Source organism: Pseudomonas sp. MNR3A (assembly GCF_009650575.1).
GTDB lineage: Bacteria > Pseudomonadota > Gammaproteobacteria > Pseudomonadales > Pseudomonadaceae > Aquipseudomonas > Aquipseudomonas machongensis.
In genome coordinates this window covers 162202-183134 of record NZ_VZZS01000025.1, presented here as the reverse complement: position 1 = coordinate 183134, position 20933 = coordinate 162202, and the positions used below count along the sequence as shown (strand labels likewise).

18 protein-coding genes are annotated in these 20933 nt (G+C 65.9%); 6 read left to right on the top strand and 12 right to left on the bottom strand.

What is annotated here, in order from left to right; all coding sequences use genetic code 11:
- Positions 1–100: 100 nt before the first annotated feature.
- From phaZ to gshB, 12 genes are all read right to left on the bottom strand, one after another.
- A complete protein-coding gene (phaZ, locus tag F6X62_RS17560; RefSeq protein ID WP_063546564.1) occupies positions 101–952 on the bottom strand; it encodes a poly(3-hydroxyalkanoate) depolymerase in 852 nt (283 codons plus the stop codon).
- Positions 953–1012: 60 nt separating this feature from the next.
- A complete protein-coding gene (gene phaC / locus F6X62_RS17555) occupies positions 1013–2692 on the bottom strand; it encodes a class II poly(R)-hydroxyalkanoic acid synthase (RefSeq protein WP_063546562.1) in 1680 nt (559 codons plus the stop codon).
- A 233-nt stretch (positions 2693–2925) separates the two neighbouring features.
- Positions 2926–3303 carry a gamma-butyrobetaine hydroxylase-like domain-containing protein gene (locus F6X62_RS17550; protein WP_063546560.1) on the bottom strand — a complete coding sequence of 126 codons (378 nt, stop codon included), beginning with the start codon at positions 3301–3303 and terminating at the stop codon, positions 2926–2928.
- A gap of 152 nt (positions 3304–3455) precedes the next feature.
- Positions 3456–4799 (bottom strand): ATP-dependent protease ATPase subunit HslU, encoded by a 1344-nt coding sequence (hslU, locus tag F6X62_RS17545; RefSeq protein WP_153774262.1) that lies wholly within the window; start codon positions 4797–4799, stop codon positions 3456–3458.
- 76 nt (positions 4800–4875) lie between these two features.
- Positions 4876–5406, bottom strand: coding sequence for an ATP-dependent protease subunit HslV (hslV, locus tag F6X62_RS17540; RefSeq protein ID WP_054894845.1), 531 nt, complete (start codon positions 5404–5406; stop codon positions 4876–4878).
- A 189-nt stretch (positions 5407–5595) separates the two neighbouring features.
- On the bottom strand, positions 5596–6867 hold the full coding sequence (locus F6X62_RS17535; protein WP_153774261.1) for a dihydroorotase: 1272 nt from the start codon (positions 6865–6867) through the stop codon (positions 5596–5598).
- The gene (locus tag F6X62_RS17530; protein ID WP_054894843.1) at positions 6864–7868 is read right to left on the bottom strand and encodes an aspartate carbamoyltransferase catalytic subunit; all 1005 of its coding nucleotides are present in this window, start codon (positions 7866–7868) and stop codon (positions 6864–6866) included. Before F6X62_RS17530 ends, F6X62_RS17535 begins: the two co-directional genes overlap by 4 nt.
- A 12-nt stretch (positions 7869–7880) precedes the next feature.
- Positions 7881–8399, bottom strand: coding sequence for a bifunctional pyr operon transcriptional regulator/uracil phosphoribosyltransferase PyrR (gene pyrR / locus F6X62_RS17525; RefSeq protein WP_054894842.1), 519 nt, complete (start codon positions 8397–8399; stop codon positions 7881–7883).
- 46 nt (positions 8400–8445) lie between these two features.
- Complete coding sequence (gene ruvX, locus F6X62_RS17520) at positions 8446–8871, bottom strand: Holliday junction resolvase RuvX (protein ID WP_153774260.1); 426 nt, start codon at positions 8869–8871, stop codon at positions 8446–8448.
- Positions 8871–9440, bottom strand: coding sequence for a YqgE/AlgH family protein (locus F6X62_RS17515; RefSeq protein WP_125931242.1), 570 nt, complete (start codon positions 9438–9440; stop codon positions 8871–8873). Before F6X62_RS17515 ends, ruvX begins: the two co-directional genes overlap by 1 nt.
- Before the next feature lie 110 nt (positions 9441–9550).
- Positions 9551–10450 (bottom strand): energy transducer TonB, encoded by a 900-nt coding sequence (locus F6X62_RS17510; protein WP_063546554.1) that lies wholly within the window; start codon positions 10448–10450, stop codon positions 9551–9553.
- An 89-nt stretch (positions 10451–10539) separates the two neighbouring features.
- Complete coding sequence (gene gshB, locus F6X62_RS17505) at positions 10540–11493, bottom strand: glutathione synthase (protein WP_151926002.1); 954 nt, start codon at positions 11491–11493, stop codon at positions 10540–10542.
- Positions 11494–11688: 195 nt separating this feature from the next.
- Here gshB and F6X62_RS17500 point away from each other — a divergent pair, with 195 nt between their 5' ends.
- The 6 genes from F6X62_RS17500 to F6X62_RS17475 are packed head-to-tail and all read left to right on the top strand — an operon-like array spanning position 11689 to position 20879.
- A complete protein-coding gene (locus F6X62_RS17500; RefSeq protein WP_054894851.1) occupies positions 11689–12090 on the top strand; it encodes a PleD family two-component system response regulator in 402 nt (133 codons plus the stop codon).
- Positions 12091–12137: 47 nt separating this feature from the next.
- Positions 12138–12503: a twitching motility response regulator PilH gene (gene pilH, locus F6X62_RS17495; RefSeq protein ID WP_012274551.1), complete on the top strand. Its 366-nt coding sequence runs from the start codon at positions 12138–12140 to the stop codon at positions 12501–12503.
- Positions 12500–13054 (top strand): chemotaxis protein CheW, encoded by a 555-nt coding sequence (locus F6X62_RS17490; protein WP_065863863.1) that lies wholly within the window; start codon positions 12500–12502, stop codon positions 13052–13054. Before pilH ends, F6X62_RS17490 begins: the two co-directional genes overlap by 4 nt.
- A gap of 50 nt (positions 13055–13104) precedes the next feature.
- The gene (locus F6X62_RS17485) at positions 13105–15126 is read left to right on the top strand and encodes a methyl-accepting chemotaxis protein (RefSeq protein WP_370671316.1); all 2022 of its coding nucleotides are present in this window, start codon (positions 13105–13107) and stop codon (positions 15124–15126) included.
- A 10-nt stretch (positions 15127–15136) separates the two neighbouring features.
- Positions 15137–20413: an Hpt domain-containing protein gene (locus F6X62_RS17480; RefSeq protein ID WP_256674048.1), complete on the top strand. Its 5277-nt coding sequence runs from the start codon at positions 15137–15139 to the stop codon at positions 20411–20413.
- Positions 20406–20879 carry a chemotaxis protein CheW gene (locus F6X62_RS17475; protein ID WP_054894834.1) on the top strand — a complete coding sequence of 158 codons (474 nt, stop codon included), beginning with the start codon at positions 20406–20408 and terminating at the stop codon, positions 20877–20879. Before F6X62_RS17480 ends, F6X62_RS17475 begins: the two co-directional genes overlap by 8 nt.
- The last annotated feature ends 54 nt before the right edge of the window (positions 20880–20933 follow it).

Genomic DNA, 20933 nt, shown 5'->3' with positions numbered 1-20933 from the left:
GCCTTCGCGGGCAAGCCCGCTCCCACCTGCACTGGATCTGTGGGAGCGGGCTTGCCCGCGAAGGCAGCACCGCCGAGTAACTGAATGTCCTGGCGCCCGCTTACCTGCGCGCCACCGGCCGCGGATGCATGACCGCACGCTGACGCTCTTCCTGGAGGAATTTCATGATGATCGGGGCGACGGCCTCGGCGCGGGTGATCAGGAACAGGTGGCCATCATCGATTATGTGTAGCTGGGCATTGGGAATTCGCCAGGCCAGCAGGCGCATGTTGATCAGCGGAATCAGCGGGTCATCGTCACCGGCCAGCACCAGGGTCGGCTGGTGGATCTTGTGCAGCCAGTGGATGCTCGTCCAGCCAAGCCCCGCGAACAGTTGCCAGTAGTAGCCGGTCTTGCCCCCGGAGCGCACCTTGGAGGCGTGGTGCAACGCCAGGTCCGGGTCGCGGCGGAAGGCGCCGCCATAAATCATCGGCGCAATGCGGATCACGTGCGACGGCTGCACATAGCGCCGCGGGCTGGCCATCATCCACAACACCTTGGGCTTGCCGGGCACCATGAAGGCCCCCGCAGCGGTGGCGGCGAGCACCAGTTTCTTGCAGCGCTCGGGATAGTCGTGGGCAAACTGCTGGGCCAGCGCCCCGCCCCAGGACACGCCGATGACATTGACCTGGCCGTAGTCAAGGTAGTCGAGCATGCGTGCGGTGAGCTTGGCCAGGCCCGGGAAACGATAGGGGTGGCGGGGCGTGGACGAGCCGCCGACACCGGGTACGTCGAAGGCGATGACCTCAAGGTCCGGGTCCAGCGCCTCGATGAATGGGAATACCAGCTCGAGGTTGGCGCCAATGCCGTTGAAGATCAGCAGCGGCGTCAGGTGTGGCTTGCCGGGGCGGACGGCGGTGCGGATGGACTGGTTGTCCAGCTCGACGGTCCTGAATACGTAGGGTTGCGACATGCGCCTGACTCTGTGATGGATGAAGCGCCGCAGCCCGCCGGGTGGCCGCGGCGGTGCGACTCAACGCTCGTGCACGTAGGTCCCCGGGGCCGCTTCGCCCGCGCTGTAGGCGCGATTGCCCAGGCGCGTCGGTGCTTTCTTCAGCTCACCGGCGCGTTCACCCAGCCAGGCCTGCCAGTGCAGCCACCAGGAGTCGGCGTGCTTGATCGCGTTCTCCTGCCAGGCCAACGGGTCGTCCGGGCGGTCTTCACCGGTCAGGAAGCGCGCCTTGGGGTTGCCTGGCGGGTTGAGGATGCTCTGGATATGGCCGCTGTTGGAGAGCACGAACTCGATCTTGCCGCCGAACAGGTGCGCCGAGCGGTAGCACGACTGCCAGGGGGTGATGTGGTCGGCGGTGCCGGCGACGCTGTAGATATCGCACTGCACTTTCTTCAGGTCGATGGCGGTGCCGGAGACTTCCAGCGCGTCGGCGCGGGTCAGCGGGTTGGTCTTGAACATCTCGATCAGGTCGCCGTGGAAGGCGGCCGGCAGCCGTGTGGTGTCGTTGTTCCAGAACAGGATGTCGAAGATCGGCGGCTCGTTGCCGAGCAGGTAGTTGTTGACCCAGTAGTTCCAGATCAGGTCATTGGGACGCATCCAGGCGAACACCTTGGCCATGTCGCTGCCTTCGAGCACGCCGGCCTGGTAGGAGTGGCGCTTGGCGGCTTCGAGGGTCTGTTCGTCGACGAACAGTGCCACTTGGGTATCGACCGTGGTGTCGAGCACGCTCACCAGCAAGGTCAGCGAATTGACCTTGGTTTCGCCCAGCGCGGCGTAGTGGCCCAGCAGCGCGGTGCAGGTGATGCCGCCGGAGCAGGCACCGAGCATGTTCAGGTCCTTGCTGCCGGTTATGGCCAGCACCGCGTCCACTGCTTCCTTGAGGGCGTCGATGTAGGTCGACAGACCCCACTCGCGCTGGGCCTTGGTCGGGTTGCGCCAACTGATGATGAAGGTCTGCTGGTTGGAGCGCAGGCAGAAGCGCGCCAGGCTCTTTTCCGGGCTGAGGTCGAAAACGTAGAACTTGTTGATCTGTGGCGGCACCACCAGCAGCGGGCGGCTGTGCACCTGCTCGGTGATCGGCCTGTACTGGATCAGCTCCAGCACGTCGTTGCGAAACACCACCGCACCTTCGCTGGTGCCGAGGTTCTTGCCAACCTCGAAGGCTTCCATGTTCACCTGACTGGGCATGCCGCCGTTGTTGACCATGTCCTTGGCGAGGTTGGACAGGCCATCGAGCAGGCTCTTGCCGCCCGTCTCGAAGAAGCGCTTGACCGCCTGCGGGTTGGCCAGTGTGTTGGTCGGCGCCATGGCTTCGGTCATCAGGTTGATGACGAACTGGCCGCGGCTGACATCCTGGGGCGACAGGTCACTCTCGGCGATCCAGTCGTTGAGCTCCTTGCGCCAGGCCAGGTAGGTCTGCAGGTAACGGCGATAGAGCGGATTCTGGCTCCAGGCCGGATCGCTGAAGCGACGATCATCGCTCTCGGGATGCAGGTTGGACTTGCCCAGCAGCACGTTTTTCAGTTCCAGGCCGAAATGGGCCACATGCTTGGCGCTGTGCAACGGCTGACGCACCGCCTGGCGCAGTACGGTGCGCGCGGAGCTCAGCAGGTCCTTGCGACGAATGCCGATGACCGGATTCAGGCCGAGGGTGTTTTCCGAGGCCTGTTTCTGCAACTCATCGTTGTTCTTGTTACTCATCTACGACGCTCCGTTGTCCTGAGACGAGTACCGGCTGCCTGTGGCGGGTACACAGACGACCGCCCGGTACTGCTGCTCGGGTGACCAGTGATAACGAACAGATGCAGGAACTTGCCAGCCCCATTGGTTACCCGACTTTCATGCAATGCGCAAGACAGCCAGTCATTGGCTGTCTGTAAGTCATTCAAACAGAACACATTAGAAAATGCGCTCTAACGCCTGGGAAGCTTGACCTAGAGCATGAGCTTGACCACTGACTCGACCGGGTCGCGGGATTTGCCGGCTTTGTGCAGTTCGTCGAGGTACTCGGCCCACAGCTGTTCCTGGCGCAGGCACAGTTGCTCGAGGTATTCCCAGGTGAACAGGCCGCTGTCGTGGCCGTCGTCGAACGTCAGTTTCAAGGCGTATTGGCCGGCAGGTTCCAGGCCGCTGAGGCCGACGTTGATCTTGCCGAACTGCAGGATGGGGTTGCCGTGGCCCTGGACCTCGGCGGAGGGGGAGTGCACGCGCAGGAACTCGGCGGGCAGGTGATAGACCTCGCCGGGGGCGTAGGTGAGTGTGAGGGTTTTCGAGGCTTTGTGCAGGTTGATGGCGGTGGGGAGGCGGGCCATGGGGGAATCTCTCGGGAGCTGATGGAACAAGCTTCCAGCTTCTGATGGAGGGATTCAAGGGCCCATTCGCGGGCAAGCCCGCTCCCCAGAGGCACCACATACTTCGGCATTGTGGTGACCCATGGGGAGCGGGCTCGCCCGCGGTGGTGGTATTACAGGATGTAACGCGACAGGTCTTCGTTCTGCGCCAGCTCACCGAGGTGGCTGTTCACATAGGCGGCGTCGATGTTGATCGGCGTCTCGTCATGGGCGCTGGCCAGGTCGCCGGCACTGAACGACACCTCTTCGAGCAGGCGCTCGAGCAGGGTGTGCAGGCGGCGGGCACCGATGTTCTCGGTCTTCTCGTTGACCTGGAAGGCGATCTCGGCCAGGCGCTTGATGCCTTCGTCGGCGAAGGCGATGTGCAGGCCTTCGGTCTTGAGCAGCTCGCGGTACTGTTCGGTGAGCGAAGCGTGCGGCTCCTTGAGGATGCGCTCGAAGTCCTGCGGCGTCAGGGCCTTGAGCTCGACGCGGATCGGCAGGCGGCCCTGCAGCTCCGGTACCAGGTCGCTCGGCTTGCTCAGGTGGAACGCACCGGAGGCGATGAACAGGATGTGGTCGGTCTTGACCATGCCCAGCTTGGTGTTGACCGTGCAGCCTTCGATCAGCGGCAACAGGTCGCGCTGCACGCCTTCGCGGGACACATCGGCGCCGCCGACGTTGCCGCGCTTGGCCACCTTGTCGATCTCGTCGATGAACACGATGCCGTGCTGCTCGACGGCTTCCAGGGCCTTGGCCTTGAGCTCTTCCTCGTTGACCAGGCGGCTCGCCTCCTCGTCACGGACCATCTTCAGCGCTTCCTTGACCTTCAGCTTGCGTGCCTTGCGCTTGCCTTTGCCCATGTTGGCGAACAGGCTCTGCAGCTGGTTGGTCATCTCTTCCATGCCGGGCGGCGCAGCGATTTCGACGCCCACCGCATCGGCGACTTCGATCTCGATTTCCTTGTCGTCCAACTGGCCTTCACGCAGGCGCTTGCGGAACAGCTGGCGAGTGTTGGAGTCGCTGCTGGACTGTTGGGCTTCCTCGTTGAAGCTGCTGACCCGCGCCTGCGGCAGCAGGGCGTCGAGGATGCGGTCTTCGGCGGCGTCTTCGGCGCGGTGGCGCACACGGACGATTTCCTGCTCGCGCAGCATTTTCAGCGCAGCATCGGCGAGGTCGCGGATGATCGACTCGACATCACGGCCAACGTAACCGACTTCGGTGAACTTGGTCGCTTCGACCTTGATGAACGGAGCATTGGCGAGCTTGGCCAGGCGTCGGGCGATTTCGGTCTTGCCGACGCCGGTAGGGCCGATCATCAGGATGTTCTTGGGGGTGACTTCGGCACGCAGCTCGGCAGGCAGCTGCATGCGCCGCCAGCGGTTGCGCAGGGCGATGGCGACGGCACGCTTGGCGTCGTCCTGGCCGATGATGTGGCGGTTGAGTTCGTGGACGATCTCGCGGGGGGTCATGGACATGGTGAATTGGGTCCTGGGGTGTGGTGAGTCAGCGTGGGAAAAAGTCCCGCAGTGGGCGGGACACCAGATCAGCTGATCACTCGGCCAGGTCCTGCTCCTCGATGGTCAGGTTGTGGTTGGTGAACACACAGATGTCACCGGCGATATTCAGTGCGGTCTCGGCGATTTCGCGGGCCGAGAGATCGGTCTTGTTCAGCAGGGCGCGGGCTGCGGCCTGTGCGTAGGCGCCACCGGAACCCATGGCGATCAGGCCGTCTTCGGGTTCGACCACGTCACCGTTACCGGTGATGATCAGCGAGGCGTCCTTGTTGGCCACGGCGAGCATGGCTTCCAGGCGGCTCAGCGAGCGGTCGGTGCGCCACTCCTTGGCCAGTTCGACGGCCGCACGCACCAGGTGCCCGGAGTGCTTCTGCAGTTGCGATTCGAAGCGCTCGAACAGGGTGAAGGCGTCGGCGGTGGCGCCGGCAAAGCCTGCAATGACCTCGCCGTTGTACAGGCGACGGACCTTCTTGGCGTTGCCTTTCATGACGGTGTTGCCGAGGGATACCTGGCCGTCGCCGCCCATGACGACTTTGCCGTTACGGCGGACAGAAACGATGGTGGTCAAGAGAGAGTCTCCACGCAGCGGGGCGAAAATGCCTGTTGCAGACTCATATGGGGTGAGGGGGGAAGGATTTCAACCGGGGGGGATGAATGGTCGGGCACGGCAGGAGCATTGAAGTGGGTCCTTCGCGGGCAAGCCCGCTCCCACAGTTGTCTCACCTGTGGGAGCGGGCTTGCCCGCGAAGGCTCTTACTCAGGCTTCGTGGCAGACATGCCCGTCGACCAGGGTGTAGCGCACTGCGCCCGGCAGGCAATGCCCGATGAACGGGCAGTTTTCGCCACGGGAGAACCACTGCTCGCCGGCCACGGTGGAGGCGCTCGGGTCGAACAGCACCAGGTCTGCCGCACCACCGACCTTCAGCTCGCCCGCCGGCAGGCGCAGCGCCTGGGCCGGGCCGCTGGACAGCCGTGCCAGCAGGGTCGGCAGGTCGATCAGGCCGTCCTCGACCAGGGTCATGGCCAGCGGCAGCAGCAGTTCGACACTGCTGATCCCCGCCTCGGTGGCGCCGAACGGTGCCAGCTTGGCATCGCGCTCGTGGGGCTGGTGGTGGCTGGAGATCGCCTGGATGACGCCCGACTTCACTGCCTCGCGCAGGCCATCGCGGTCGGCCGGGGTGCGCAGCGGTGGCTGTACGTGGTACAGGCTGGAGAAATCGCGCAGCGCCTCGTCGGTGAGGATCAGCTGGTACAGCGCCACGTCGGCCGTGACTGGCAGCCCCAGTTGCTGGGCCTGGGCGATCAGCCGTGCGCCGCGGGCGCTGGTGATCTGGGTGAAGTGCGCTCGCACGCCAGTCTGTTCGACCAGCAGCAGGTTTCGCGCCAGCGCCACGGTCTCGGCGGTTTCCGGTATGCCCGGCAAGCCAAGGAAGCTGGCCATGGCACCTTCGTGGGCCAGGCCTCCGGCTGACAGGTCGCGGTCCTGGGAGTGGAACACCACGGTCAGGTCGAAGGTGGCGGCATATTCCAGGGCGCGGGCCAGGGTCCGGATGTTGGGGATCTCCTTGAGGCCGTTGCCGAAGGCCACGCAGCCGGTGTCGCGCAGGGCCACCAGCTCGGCCAGTTGCTCGCCTTCCAGGCCCTTGGTCAGGGCGCCAATCGGGTAGACCTTGCTGTTGGCTGCCTCGCGGGCGCGGTCGAGGATCAGTTCCGCGACGGCCGAGGTGTCGAGCACCGGTTTGGTCTGCGGCGGGCAGCACAGGCTGGTGACGCCGCCGGCCACGGCCGCGCGGGTTTCGCTGGCAATGTTGCCCTTGCGGCTGTAGCCCGGCTCGCGCAGGGCGACGTCGAGGTCGACCAGGCCAGGTGCGGCCACCAGGCCGTCGGCCTGGATCGTGCGGCTGGCGCTGAAGCCTGCTGGCGCTGCGCCGAGGGCAAGGATGCGACCGTTCTCCAGGTGCAGGTCGGTGACCTGGTCCAGGCCGCTGCTGGGATCGATGACCCGTGCGCCGATGATGCTGATGGTCACAGGGCGTTCTCCTGGTCGAGTTGACGTTGCGCGTTCTGGCCGCTCATGGCCATCGACAGTACGGCCATGCGCACGGCGATGCCGTAGGTCACCTGGTTGAGGATCACCGAGTGCTTGCCGTCGGCCACCGCCGATTCGATTTCCACGCCCCGATTGATCGGGCCCGGGTGCATGACGATGGCGTCCGGCTTGGCGCCGGCCAGGCGCGCGGTGGTCAGACCGAACAGGCGGTAGAACTCGCCCTCGCTGGGCAGCAGGCCACCGGCCATGCGCTCACGCTGCAGGCGCAGCATGATCACCACGTCGACGTCCTTGAGGCCCTCGGCCAGGTCGGTGTAGACCTTGACCCCGTACTGCTCGATACCGATCGGGATCAGCGTCTTCGGGCCGATCACACGGATGTCCGGGCAACCCAGGGCCTTGAGCGCGAGCATGTCGGAGCGGGCTACGCGCGAGTGCAGGATATCGCCGACGATCGCCACCGAAAGGTTCTCGAAGCTGCCCTTGTGCCGACGGATGGTCAGCATGTCGAGCATGCCCTGGGTCGGGTGGGCATGGCGGCCATCGCCGCCGTTGATCACCGCGACCTCCGGGCACACGTGCTCGGCGATGAAGTGCGCGGCGCCGGAGTCGGAGTGACGCACGACGAACATGTCGGCAGCCATGGCTTCCAGGTTGCGCAGGGTATCGAACAGGGTTTCGCCCTTGCTGGTCGAGGAGGTCGACACGTTCAGGCTGATCACGTCGGCTGACAGGCGCTGGGCGGCCAGTTCGAAGGTGGTGCGGGTGCGGGTGGAGTTCTCGAAGAACACGTTGCACACGGTCTTGCCGCGCAGCAACGGAACCTTCTTGACGGCCCGGGCGCCAACTTCGAGGAAGGAGTCGGCGGTGTCGAGGATCTCGGTGAGCAGTTCGCGGGGCAAACCGTCGAGCGAGAGGAAATGGCGTAGCTGGCCCTGATCGTTGAGCTGCAGCGGGCGCTTGGCGTCGAATGGCGTCATCGCGGGGGACTCTTAAAGGGCGGATGCGGGGGCGAGGTCCTGGCGCTCGAGGGCGAGCGGGGCGGGTCCGGTCAATTTTACCCGTTCATGGGCCGCCAAGGACAGCGTCGCACCGAGCACATTCGGGCGGATCGGCAATTCGCCTGCGTCCAGGTCGAGCAGGCAGACCAGGGTCACGCTGGCCGGGCGCCCATAGTCGAACAGCTCGTTGAGCGCAGCGCGGATGGTTCGACCGCTCATCAGCACGTCATCCACCAGCACCAGGTGCTGGCCTTCGATCTCGAACGGCAGCTCGGACGGGCGCACCTGCGGGTGCAGGCCGTTCTGGCTGAAGTCGTCGCGGTAGAACGACACGTCGAGGGTGCCCAGCGGGCTCTGGTCGCCAAGCGCTTGCTGCAGGGCCTGGGCAACCCACACGCCACCGGTGCGGATACCGATGAAGCGTGGCTCTGCGATGGCGCGGCGCGCCAGGTGGGCGCGAAGGTCGACGGCCATCTGCCGGATCAGGTCGGCGGGATTGGGTAGGCTCATTGCGTGCTCCTTGGGGCGCCGGCATCGCCGGCAGCAAAGCGGATGGTCAGGTATTGGCCTCCAGCCAGCCCTGCAGCAGCAGTGCAGCGGCGATGGCGTCGACCGGGTTGTCGCGGTAGCTGCCACGCTGGCCGCCACGGGCCATCTGTTCGCCCTTGGCCTCGAAGGTGGTCAGGCGTTCGTCGTGGGTATGTACCGGCAGGTTGTAGCGTCCATGCAGGCGGCGGGCGAACTTCTCCGCGCGTTCGCTCATCTCGCTGGACGTGCCGTCCATGTTCAGCGGCAGGCCGACGACGATGGCGTCGGGTTTCCATTCCTTGATCAGTTTCTCGACCTGGTTCCAGTCCGGCACGCCGTTCTGTGCCTTGAGCGTACACAGTTCGCGGGCCTGGCCGGTGATGACCTGGCCGACGGCGACGCCGATCTGGCGGGTGCCGTAGTCGAAGCCCAGCAGCAGGCGCAGCTCGGCCATCAGGCGTGCCCTGCCTGGCTGGTCAGCAGACTGAGGTTGATGCCCAGGCTTTGCGCGGCGGCCTGCAGGCGCTGCTCGCAGGCCATGCCGAAGAGGATCTCGGGGTCGAACGGGCAGTTGAGCCAGGCGTTATCGGCCAGCTCCGCCTCGAGCTGCCCGGCTTCCCAGCCGGCGTAGCCCAGGGTGATCAGGCTCTGCTTCGGGCCGACGCCCTCGGCGATGGCGAACAGCACATCCTGTGATGTCGACAGCGACAGGCCTTGCAGCTCGATGGTGGCCTGGTAGGTGCATTCGGCGCTGTGCAGCACGAAGCCGCGGTCGGTCTGCACCGGGCCACCCTGGTAGATCGGGATCTGCAGGGTGCTGGCAGGCGGTTCCTCATCCGGGCGCAACTGCTCGAGGATATCGGCCAGGTTCAGCTCCTGCGGGCGGTTGACCACCAGGCCCATGGCGCCGTTGGCGTTGTGCTCGACGATGTAGGTGAGGGTCTGGGCAAAGTTCGGATCGACCATGTGCGGCATGGCAATCAGGAACTGGTGCTTGAGGTAGCTCGGCGTGAGGGTTTTCATGAGGGGTAGTGTGGCGTCAGGTGGCGAGGCTGACAAGCTGGCTGTGCGGTGTAGGTACCGGCCCCATCGCGGGGCAAGTCGCAGCGACGGGCCGACACAGCCCGTACCGGTCAATTGCTCGACAGCCGGTCCCCACGCGCGAAGCGCCAGGTGCGGATGATCTCCAGGCGGTCGAACTCCGCCAGGTCCCCGGTGAACGGCGCGAACGGTGCCGCAAGGCGAACGATGCGCTGGGCGGCCTGGTCCAGCACCGGCTGCCCGGAGGATTCCAGCACCAGCACTTCATACAACGAACCGTCGCGGTTGATCGACACCATCATCCGCAGGCTGCCGTACATCTGCTGGCGTCGGGCTTCTTCAGGGTAATTGAGGTTGCCGATCCGCTCGACTTTCTTGCGCCATTCCTCTTTGTACCAGGCCCCCTTGTCGCGCATGGTCGAGGCCGCGTTGAGACGATGGATGCGGGGGCGCTTGGCATACAACTGCTGTTCGTTGGACAGCTCGGCCTCGAGGCTGGCGATCTGGCTCGACAACTGCGAGCTGTCGAAGTCCGGCACCGGTGCGGGGGGCTTGGGTTGAGGCTTGCTTTCCTTTGGCGCGGTTTCGGCTTTCTGCGGTTTCGCTGCCTTGGTCGTCACCACGGATTTTGCCGGCGCCGCTGGCGTTTCCGGCCGGGCTGCCGGAGGTGGGGTGATCTTGTTGACCTTGCTGTCCTGGAACGGCGCCACTTCGGTGGTGGTGGGGACGGCTTTCTTGTCCAGGGTGCCACTGCCCTGCTGGTTGTCCTGGGCCTGGTAGTCGGCTTTCTCCGGCGCTTTCTCGCTCTTGAAGGTGGCCAGGGTGATGTCCATGGTCTGGCGGACTTCGGCGGGCTTGACCACGCTGAAACCCACCCCGAGGATCAGCGCAAGGTGCACCAGGGCGGCAAGAAACAGCGTGAAACCGAGCCGGTCCACCGGGCGAACGCGCGGTGGCAGCAGGTCGGATGGGATGTCGGCAGGCAGCGTCATCGGGTATCCAGCAACCGCAGTGGGGCAGCAGGTCGAGTGAAATGGACCGGCATCATACCCCACTCCAGGGTTTTGCTCCGCGTCGGTGGTCAGCGCGCCTTGAGCTTGCGATCAATGGCGTCCATCAGCTGGCCGCCGATATGGGTGTTGTAGGCAGCATCGATCTCCCGGATGCAGGTCGGGCTGGTGACGTTGATCTCGGTCAGCGAGTCGCCAATCACGTCCAGGCCGACGAACAGCAGGCCCTTTTCGCGCAGGGTCGGGCCAACCTGGGCGGCGATCCAGCGGTCGCGCTCGGTCAGCGGACGGGCTTCGCCACGGCCACCGGCGGCCAGGTTGCCACGGGTCTCGCCGCTGGCCGGGATGCGTGCCAGGCAGTAGGGCACCGGCTCGCCGTCGATCATCAGGATGCGCTTGTCGCCATCGACGATCTGCGGCAGGTAGGCCTGCGCCATGATCTGCTGGTGGCCATGCTGGGTCAGGGTTTCGAGGATCACCGAGAGGTTCGGGTCGCCCTGGCGGTGACGGAACACCGATGCGCCGCCCATGCCGTCGAGCGGCTTGAGGATCACATCGCCATGGGTGGCGGCGAAGGCGCGCAGGATGTCGGCGCGGCGGCTGACCAGGGTTGGCGCCATGCATTGCGGGAACTGCGTAGCGAACAGCTTTTCGTTGCAGTCACGCAGGCTCTGCGGTTTGTTGACGATCAGCACGCCTTCGCGCTCGGCCTGCTCCAGCAGGTAGGTGCTGTAGACGAACTCCATGTCGAAGGGGGGATCCTTGCGCATCAGGATCACGTCCAGCTCGCTCAGCGCGCTGTCCTGCTCATCGCCCAGCTCGAACCAGCGGGCCGGATCGGCGAACACCTTCAGCGGTCGCATCTGTGCACGGGCCTGGCCGGCACCCAGGTAGAGGTCGCGCTGCTCCATGTAGAACAGGCTCCAGCCACGCTCCTGCGCCGCCAGCAGCATGGCCAGCGAGCTGTCCTTCTTGTAGGAAATGGACGCGATGGGGTCCATGACAATCCCGAGGCGAACGCTCATGGGGTAATTCCTCTTGGCGGCAGGTGGCCGCGATGGCACGAAAGAAAAGTGGCTCAGGGTGGCGCCGGGAACGCGGCCGGTCAAGGGGGGAGGCAGATGGAATGCCTACCCGGACTGTGTTAAAAATGCCAGTCAGAGCGCTGCATGGCAGCCCTCGAGGTTTCATTCCTGGCTTGGCGATGGGTGACGCATTTCATGGAACAGCCCCTGAAGGTGATGGTGATCGACGATTCCCGCACCATCCGCCGCACCGCCCAGATGTTGCTGGGCGAGGTGGGTTGCGAGGTGATCACCGCCAGCGACGGTTTCGATGCCCTGGCCAAGATCGTCGATCACAAGCCGCGGATCATCTTCGTCGATGTACTGATGCCGCGCCTGGACGGTTACCAGACCTGTGCGGTGATCAAGCACAACAGTGCGTTCAAGGATATTCCGGTGATCCTGCTGTCGTCGCGTGACGGCCTGTTCGACAAGGCCCGCGGCCGGGTGGTCGGCTCCGATCAGTTCCTCACCAAACCGTTCAGCAAGGAAGAACTGCTCGACGCGATCCGTGCCCACGTGCCCGAATTCGCCGTGCAGGCACAACACGCACCCTGACCGCGCCCGCCCTGGCGCGGTCTTCATTTTCCTGATGGGGAAACCGTATGGCCCGAGTGCTGATTGTCGACGACTCGCCGACAGAGATGTACAGATTGACCGAATGGCTCGAGAAGCATGGCTACCAGGTGCTCAAGGCCAGCAACGGTGCCGATGGCGTGGCCCTGGCCCGCCAGGACAAGCCGGATGCGGTGCTGATGGACATCGTCATGCCCGGCATGAACGGCTTCCAGGCCACCCGCCAGCTCAGCAAGGACCCTGAAACCAGCGCCATCCCGGTGATCGTGGTCACCACCAAGGACCAGGAAACCGACCGCATCTGGGCCACGCGCCAGGGCGCTCGCGATTTCCTGACCAAGCCGGTGGAAGAGGACGCGCTGATCGCCAAGCTCAAAGAGGTGCTGGGCGCTTGACCACACGCCCCCAGGGTGCGTCGCTGACCGCCTTCGAGCTGTTGCTGGACATCGACCGCCGCTGCCGCCTGCTGGTGGCCGACCAGCCGCTGCAGGACACGCGCCTGCAACAATGGAGCGGTATCGGCTTTCGCATCGCCGGGCAGTGGTTCGTCGCCCCCATGGGGGAGGTGGCCGAAGTGTTGCGCGAGCCGCGCAGCAGCCGGGTGCCTGGGGTGCAGCCATGGGTGTGCGGCGTGGCCAACCTGCGCGGTCGCCTGCTGCCGGTGATGGACCTTTCGGCGTTCTTCGGCCTTGGGCCGGCAGCCTCGGGCAAGCAGCGCCGCGTGCTGGTGCTGGACCACGACGACCTGTTCGTCGGCCTGTTGGTGGATGAAGTGGTCGGCTTGCAACATTTCGACCTGAGCAGCCTGGAGCTGTCGCCCCCGCAGCCACTGATCCGCGCCGCGGCGCGTTTCGTCCAGGGGCATTTCCCGCGTGAGCGCAACTGGGCGATCTTCAGCCCCTTCGCCCTGGCCCAGGCGCCAGGCTTTCTCGATGTGGCGTTGTAGAGGACCCTGCGACAGTGAACAAGCCCGCTCCAACCGTCGTTCCCGAAGCCTTGGCCCAGCGCCCGCGCAGCACCGCGCAGATCACTGTGCTGTTCGTGGTGCTGATCCTGTCGATCGTGCTGCTGTTCGCCAACTTCGCCTACCTCAACACCCAGTCCAACCACGACAAGCAGTACATCGGCCATGCCGGCGAGTTGCGCGTGCTGTCCCAGCGCATCGCCAAGAACGCCACCGAGGCGGCGGCGGGCAAGGCCCTGGCGTTCCGGCTGCTGTCCGATGCACGTAACGATTTCGAGCGCCGCTGGAAATACCTGCGCGAGGGTGACAAGGCCACCGGCCTGCCGCCAGCGCCGGCCACGGTGCGCGACGAGATGGACGCGGTGCGCCAGGACTGGGAAAACCTGCGGCGCAACACCGACACCATCCTGGCCAGCGAGCAGACCGTGCTGTCGTTGCACCAGGTGGCGGCGACCCTGGCCGAAACCGTGCCACAGTTGCAGGTCGAGTACGAAAAGGTCGTGGAAATCCTGCTGCAGAGCGGTGCACCGGCCAGCCAGGTGGCTGTGGCCCAGCGCCAGTTGCTGCTGGCCGAGCGGATTCTCGGTTCGGTCAATACCGTGCTGGCCGGTGACGATACCTCGGTGCAGGCCGCCGACACCTTCGGCCGTGATGCCAGCCGCTTCGGCCAGGTGCTCGAGGGCATGCTCGGTGGCAATCCGGCAATCCAGGTGACCCGTGTCGAAGACCCGGACGCGCGTGCGCGCCTGGCCGAGATCGCCGAGCTGTTCCAGTTCGTTTCCGGCTCGGTCGACGAAATTCTCGAGACTTCACCGGAGCTGCTGCGGGTGCGCGAGGCCGCGAGCAACATCTTCAGCCTGTCGCAGACCCTGCTCGACGAAGCCTCGCACCTGGCCAATGGTTTCGAGAACCTGGCCGGGCGCACCCTCGACACCGTCGGCGGCTACGTACTCGGCCTGCTGGCGCTGGCCTCGATCATCCTCATCGGCCTGGTGATGGTCCGCGCCACCAACCGGCAACTACGCGACACGGCGGAGAAGAACGAGCGCAACCAGCAGGCGATCATGCGCCTGCTCGATGAAATCGAAGAGCTGGCCGATGGCGACCTGACGGTGACGGTGTCGGTCACCGAAGACTTCACCGGCGCCATCGCCGACTCGATCAACTTCTCGGTGGACCAGTTGCGCGACCTGGTGGCGACCATCAACCACAGCGCCGAGCAGGTCGCCGCTGCGGTGCAGGACACCCAGAACACCGCACGCCAGCTGGCCAAGGCCTCGGAACACCAGGCCGACCAGATCAGCGAGGCGTCGCTGGCGGTGGGCGACATGGTCGAGTCGATCGACCGGGTTTCCGCCCACGCCTACGAGTCGGCCAAGGTCGCCGAGCGTTCGGTGGCCATCGCCAACAAGGGTAACGAGGTGGTGCACAACACCATCCATGGCATGGACAACATCCGCGAACAGATCCAGGACACCGCCAAGCGCATCAAGCGTCTTGGCGAGTCTTCCCAGGAAATCGGCGACATCGTCAGCCTGATCGACGACATTGCCGAACAAACCAACATCCTGGCCCTCAATGCGGCAATCCAGGCTTCGCTCGCGGGTGAAGCCGGGCGCGGCTTCGCCGTGGTCGCTGACGAAGTGCAGCGCCTGGCTGAGCGTTCGTCGTCGGCCACCCGGCAGATCGAAGCGCTGGTGCGGACCATCCAGGCCGATACCAACGAAGCGGTGATCTCCATGGAGCAGACCACCGCCGAAGTGGTGCGTGGTGCGCGTCTTGCCCAGGACGCAGGCGTGGCCCTCGCCGAAATCGAGGGCGTGTCGCAGAACCTGGCCGAACTGATCCACAGCATTTCCGACGCGGCGCAATTGCAGACATCCTCGGCCGGGCAGATTTCCCACACCATGGCGGTGATCCAGCAGATCACTGCGCAGACCTCCGCCGGTTCCGGCGCTACCGCCGACAGCATCCGTCACCTGGCCAGAATGGCCAGCGAGATGCGCCGTTCGGTGTCTGGTTTCACCCTGCCGGCCCCGGCCGAGCGGCGCTGAGGAGAGGTCTATGGCCGTTACGGCAATGAGCCCCGAGCGTCACGACACGGTCGCCCTGAGCTGGACCAAGGCGGCCATCGCCGATTGCCTGGGCCAGGCGCGGCAGGCGCTGGAGCGTTTTTCCAGCGAGCCGGGCGACCCCGCCTTGCTGGGGTTCTTCGTCGACAACCTGCATCAGGTGCAAGGGTGCCTGACGATGCTCGAGCTCAATGGCGCGGCGCGCCTGGCCGAGGAATTGGAGTTGCTCGGGCGTGCCCTCTTCGAGGGCCAGGTCAGCCCGCGTGGCGATTGCCTGGGTGCGCTGTTCCGCGGCCTTGAGCAATTACCGCCCTACCTCGAGCGCCTGCGGGGGGCGCGCCACGACCTGCCGTTGGTGGTGCTGCCGTTGCTCAATCAGTTGCGCCTGTGCCGCGGCGCCGAGCCGCTGGCCCAGGACAGCCTGATGGGAGAGGCGGCGCAGCGCCTGGCGGGGGCCAACGATCTGGCCAACCTCGACCTGTCGCTGGGCAACTGGCGCGACCAGTTGCAGGCCGGCCAGGGCCGCGATGCCCTGCGCTCGGTGATCACTGCCCTGTGCGACGACCTGGTGCGGATCAAGGAGCGGCTCGACCCCTTCGTACGGGGGGATAACGAGCAGCGCGACCCACTCGATGTGCTGATCGCGCCGCTGCGCCATGTGGCCGATACCCTCGCAGTGCTGGGCTTCCAGCAGCCGCGCCGGGTCATCATCGACCAGGTGCTCGCCTTGCAGGCCCTGGCCCAGGGCGAACGTGCCGTGGACGATGCGGTGCTGATGGATGTGGCCGGTGCACTGTTGTACGTGGAGGCGACGCTCAACGGCATGGTCGGCGGCCTTGCCGAGGGCCTGGAAGGCGGCATGCCCGGCTCGGACGTGACCGAGATCCGCCAGCGGGTGTTCGAGGAGTCGCTCTCGGTGTTGCAGCAGGCCAAGGACCTGATCGGCGACTGCCTGGAATCCGGTTGGCCGCGCCAGCGTCTGCAGCCCCTGCCGGGCCTGCTGCAGCAGGTGCGTGGCGCGTTGGCGATGCTGATGCTGCCGGCCGCCTCCGAGGTGTTCGGGGTGTCGGCCGACTATGTGCAAGGCTGGTCGTCGCATCTTGAGCAGGAGCCACCGGAGCAGGAGCTGGCCCACCTGGCCGAGGCCTTGAGTGCGGTGGAGTGCTACCTGCAATGGCGTGTCGCCGATCCGCTGGCCGATGCCCAGCGTTTTCTCGACATGGCCTGCGCCAGTCTGGCCGCCCTTGGCCTGCGCTGCAGCCAAGCGCCGGTCATGGCTGAGCCGCAGCGTGCCGATGACGGCATCGACGATGAGCTGCGCGAAGTGTTCCTGGAGGAAACCGCTGAGCTGCTGCCGGAGATCGAACGCCAATGGTTGCGCTGGCGTGCCGACAACCAGCAACGCGACGCGCTTGTCGAACTGCGCCGTGCCTTGCATACGCTCAAGGGCAGCGGGCGGATGGTGCACGCAGGCGCCGTGGCCGAGCTGGCCTGGGGCGCCGAGCATCTGCTCAACCGTGTGCTGGAAGGACGCATCGTGCTCAGCGGCGAGGGCGCCGTGGCGCTGCAACAGGCCTTTGTGCACCTGCCTGACCTGCTCGCCGACTTTGCGGTGGGTCAGATACCCCGGCTGGCCGATGTCGAGCAGCTCAGTAGCCACCTGCACGCCCTGGCGGTCAACGACACCGCGTCTGCCAGCGACAGTGACGGGCTCGATCCGCAACTGCTGGAGATCTTTCGCAACGAGGCCCAGGGCCATCTGGCCAGCCTCGACAGTTTCCTCATGGCTGCCAAAGGCCAGGACACCCCGGTCAGCGACAGCCTGCAACGCGCGCTGCATACCCTCAAGGGCAGCGCGGCCATGGCCGGGGTGATGCCGATCGCAGAGCTTGCCACCGCCTTCGACCGCCTGGCGCGTGAATACAAGGCGCACCAACTGCCGTTGGAAGTGGCGGATATCGAATGGCTGGAAGCGTCGCGCAGCCTGTTCCAGCTGGGCCTGGCCCAGCTTGAGCGCACACCGCTGGCACCGATTCCTGGCGCTGCGCAACTGATCGAGCAGGTCGGCGAAGCGGTGGATGCACGCCTGGCGGTGCTGCAGGACGCAGCGCCGCACACCCGCCGCAACCGTCGTGATCCACAACTGATCGCCAGCTTCCTGGCTCAGGGCATGGATATCCTGCTCGATGCCGAGTCGCTGTTGTCGCGCTGGCAGGAGCACCCGCGCGAACGCCAGGAGCTGGACACGCTGCTTGATGAGCTGACGACCCTGGCCCATGGTGCGCACCTGGCCGATTTCTGGCAGGTGGATGAGCTCTGCGAAGCGCTGCTCGATCTGTATGGGGCGGTTGAGGAGGGCAGCCTGGTCGCCAACGGGCATTTCTTCGCCCAGGCGCGGCAGGCCCACGAAGCCCTGATCGACATGCTCGATGAGATTGCTGCCGGGCAGGAGGTCACCCCGCGCAGCGAGTGCCTGGATGGCTTGCGTGCGCTGCTGGACGGGGCGCTCGACCCGGCGGCAACCGGGCTGGTGGGCGAGCAGGGCGTGACCCCGCTGGCCACGGCCATGGACCTGCCGGAGCCGGCAGTGGTGCAGTTGTTCCTCGACGAGGCCGGCGACATCCTCGACAGCGCCGATCAGGCTTTGCAGCGCTGGCGACAGGAGCCGGAAGCCAGCTCGGCGGTGTCCGCGTTGCAGCACGATGTGCAGACCTTGCGCGGCGGTGCGCAGATGGCCGCGATTGGCGCCATCGAAGTGCTCGCCCAGGAGCTGGCGTTGCTCTACGAAGGGCTGGTCGATCGGCGGTTGGCCGCCAGCAGTGCGCTGTTCGAGCTGCTGCAGCGCAGCCATGCGGCGCTGGGCCAGATGCTCGACAGCCTGCGCCAGGGCGAGCTGCCGTCTTCTGCGGTGGCACTGCTCGGCGAGTTGCGTGAGTTCCGCCATGCGCCGGTCAGCGAGCCGGAGGGGGCAGAAACACCCGGCGACAAGGAGCTGCTGGAAGTCTTCCTCGAAGAAAGCTCGGACATCGTCGAAAGCGCTGCGGCTGCATTGGCGCGCTGGCAGGCCGACCCGCGCAGCAGTGTCGAGGTGGAAAACCTGCTGCGCGACCTGCACACCCTCAAGGGCGGCGCGCGCATGGTGGAAATCGCCGCCATCGGCGACCTGGCCCATGAGCTGGAGTTTCTCTACGAACTGCTCGCTGCTGGCCGCCTGCCGCCGACGCCCGCGCTGTTCAGCCTGCTGCAGAACTGCCACGACCGTCTCGCGCACATGCTCGACGCCGTACGTTTGGGGCAGCCGCTGCACGCGGCAACGGCGCTGATCGACTACATTCGCAACTTCTCCAGTGCGGCGCTGACCGACAGCGCCGCCGGCCAGCCGCCGGTGGAGGCCGCGCCGCTCGATGTGCCGAGCGCTGCACCCGAGCGAGCGCCGGGGGACATGGTCAAGGTCGATGCCGAACTGCTCGACGACCTGGGCAACCTGGCCAGCGAGCACGCGATCATTCGTGGTCGCATCGAGCAGCAGGTCAACGATGCACAGTTCGCCTTGAGCGAAATGGAAACCACCCTGGAGCGCATGCGCGACCAGTTGCTGCGCCTGGACAACGAAACCCAGGGCCGCATGTCCAGCCGCTGGCAGGCCGAGGGCGACGCCTACGACGATTTCGACCCGCTGGAAATGGACCGCCATTCGCAGTTGCAGCAGCTGTCGCGGGCCTTGTTCGAATCGGCTTCCGACTTGCTCGACCTCAAGGAAACCCTGACCCTGCGGGCCCAGGAGGCGCATGGCCTGCTGCAGCAGCAGGCGCGGGTCAACAGTCAGTTGCAGGAAGGCCTGACCGCCACCCTGATGGTGCCTTTCGAGCGCCTGGTGCCACGCCTGCAGCGCGTGGTGCGGCAGGTGGCGAGCGAGCTGGGCAAACAGGTCGAACTGGTGGTCGGCAACGCCGAGGGCGAATTGGACCGCAGCGTGCTCGAGCGCATGGTCGCGCCCCTGGAGCACATGCTGCGCAACGCCGTCGACCATGGCCTGGAGCCGCGCGAGGTGCGCCTGGCGGCAGGCAAGCCGGAGCAGGGCACCATCCACCTCAACTTGCTCCACGAGGGCGCCGACATCGTCATCGAGATGAGCGACGACGGCGCCGGGGTGCCGCTGGAGGCGGTTCGCAAGAAGGCCATCAAGCGCGGCTTGCTGGCGCCGCAGGCGCAGCTCAGCGATCACGAGATCTTGCAGTTCATCCTGCGTCCGGGCTTCTCCACGGCCGAGAAGATCACCCAGATTTCCGGGCGCGGGCTGGGCATGGATGTGGTCCATGAAGAGGTCAAGCAGTTGGGTGGCTCGATGAGCATCGAGTCCAGCCCAGGCAAGGGGGCACGCTTCCAGATCCGCTTGCCGTTCACGGTATCGCTGAACCGGGCGCTGATGGTGCACCTGGGCGAGGAGCAGTACGCCATCCCGCTCAACACCATCGAGGGCATCGTCCGCGTGCCGCCCGCCGAGCTCGAGGCCTGCTACCAGCTGGATCCGCCGCGCTATCGCTATGCGGGGCACGCCTACGACCTGCGCTACCTGGGCGAGCTGTTGCAGGATGTCGGCCGTCCGCGCCTGCTGGGGCAAAGCCTGCCCTTGCCGGTGCTGCTGGTGCATGCCCAGGAGCAGTCGTTTGCGATCCAGGCCGATGGCTTGTCGCCGAGCCGCGAAATCGTGGTGAAAAGCCTGGGGCCACAATTCGCTGCGGTGCCGGGGTTGTCTGGTGCGACCTTGCTCGGTGATGGGCGGGTGGTGCTGATTCTCGACCTGCTCGGTCAGCTGCGCGGCCAGCAGCGGCGCCTGGCGCGGTTGCCGGTGGGTGACGGCGAGCGGCGCCAGCTGTTCGGCCCGGCGGCGCGGCGTCCGTTGCTGGTGATGGTGGTCGATGATTCGGTCACCGTGCGCAAGGTCACCAGCCGCCTGCTGGAACGTCACGGCATGAGCGTGTTGACCGCCAAGGACGGGGTCGATGCGATGGCCCTGCTGGAGGAGCACCGCCCTGACGTGCTGCTGCTGGACATCGAGATGCCGCGCATGGACGGCTTCGAAGTGGCGACGCGGGTGCGGCGTGACAACCGCCTGCACGACTTGCCGATCATCATGATCACCTCGCGTACCGGGCAGAAACACCGCGACCGGGCCATGGCCATCGGCGTCAACGAATACCTCGGCAAGCCTTACCAGGAGTCGCTCCTGTTGCAGAGCATCGCCCACTGGAGCCAGCCTCATGCTTGAACATATCGCCGGTCAGCGCAGCAGCCTCACCGGGCTGTTGCTGCCCCTGGGCGACCGCACCCTGGTGCTGCCCAACGTTGCGGTGGCCGAGCTGATCGGCGAGCGTGCGTTCGTCTGCGAACTGCATGAGCCGGCCTGGCACATGGGCTGGATCGACTGGCGCCAGCAGTGTCTGCCGCTGATAGGCTTCGAGGCCGCCTGTGGCGGTGAAACGCCCTGTGGCGAGCGGGCGCGGATCGTCGTGCTCAACGCCTTGGGCGATACCGGGCTGCGCTACCTGGCGCTGCTCCTGCAGGGGATCCCGCGCTCGTGCAAGCTGGACAGCCAGTTGAACTATGTGGACGTGCCGCTGGGGGCGCTGGAGCTGGCGGCGGTGCAGGTGGGCGAGCAAGTGGCGCGAGTGCCGGACCTGGCGGCGCTCGAGCGGCTGGTGCGTGACGCGGATCTGCAACCTTCGGCGCAGTAGGATGATGCTCGTGCGGGCCCTGTCGCGCCACTGCCCGCCAGGAACCCATTGGCC

What these genes read in the sequence shown, in the direction of transcription:
- phaZ (WP_063546564.1), bottom strand. Translation starts at nt 952, where the DNA reads ATGTCGCAACCCTACGTATTCAGGACCGTCGAGCTGGACAACCAGTCC.
- phaC (WP_063546562.1), bottom strand. Translation starts at nt 2,692, where the DNA reads ATGAGTAACAAGAACAACGATGAGTTGCAGAAACAGGCCTCGGAAAAC.
- F6X62_RS17550 (WP_063546560.1), bottom strand. Translation starts at nt 3,303, where the DNA reads ATGGCCCGCCTCCCCACCGCCATCAACCTGCACAAAGCCTCGAAAACC.
- hslU (WP_153774262.1), bottom strand. Translation starts at nt 4,799, where the DNA reads ATGTCCATGACCCCCCGCGAGATCGTCCACGAACTCAACCGCCACATC.
- F6X62_RS17530 (WP_054894843.1), bottom strand. Translation starts at nt 7,868, where the DNA reads ATGACGCCATTCGACGCCAAGCGCCCGCTGCAGCTCAACGATCAGGGC.
- pyrR (WP_054894842.1), bottom strand. Translation starts at nt 8,399, where the DNA reads ATGAGCCTACCCAATCCCGCCGACCTGATCCGGCAGATGGCCGTCGAC.
- ruvX (WP_153774260.1), bottom strand. Translation starts at nt 8,871, where the DNA reads ATGGCCGAGCTGCGCCTGCTGCTGGGCTTCGACTACGGCACCCGCCAG.
- F6X62_RS17515 (WP_125931242.1), bottom strand. Translation starts at nt 9,440, where the DNA reads ATGAAAACCCTCACGCCGAGCTACCTCAAGCACCAGTTCCTGATTGCC.
- F6X62_RS17510 (WP_063546554.1), bottom strand. Translation starts at nt 10,450, where the DNA reads ATGACGCTGCCTGCCGACATCCCATCCGACCTGCTGCCACCGCGCGTT.
- gshB (WP_151926002.1), bottom strand. Translation starts at nt 11,493, where the DNA reads ATGAGCGTTCGCCTCGGGATTGTCATGGACCCCATCGCGTCCATTTCC.
- F6X62_RS17500 (WP_054894851.1), top strand. Translation starts at nt 11,689, where the DNA reads ATGGAACAGCCCCTGAAGGTGATGGTGATCGACGATTCCCGCACCATC.
- pilH (WP_012274551.1), top strand. Translation starts at nt 12,138, where the DNA reads ATGGCCCGAGTGCTGATTGTCGACGACTCGCCGACAGAGATGTACAGA.
- F6X62_RS17480 (WP_256674048.1), top strand. Translation starts at nt 15,137, where the DNA reads ATGGCCGTTACGGCAATGAGCCCCGAGCGTCACGACACGGTCGCCCTG.
- F6X62_RS17475 (WP_054894834.1), top strand. Translation starts at nt 20,406, where the DNA reads ATGCTTGAACATATCGCCGGTCAGCGCAGCAGCCTCACCGGGCTGTTG.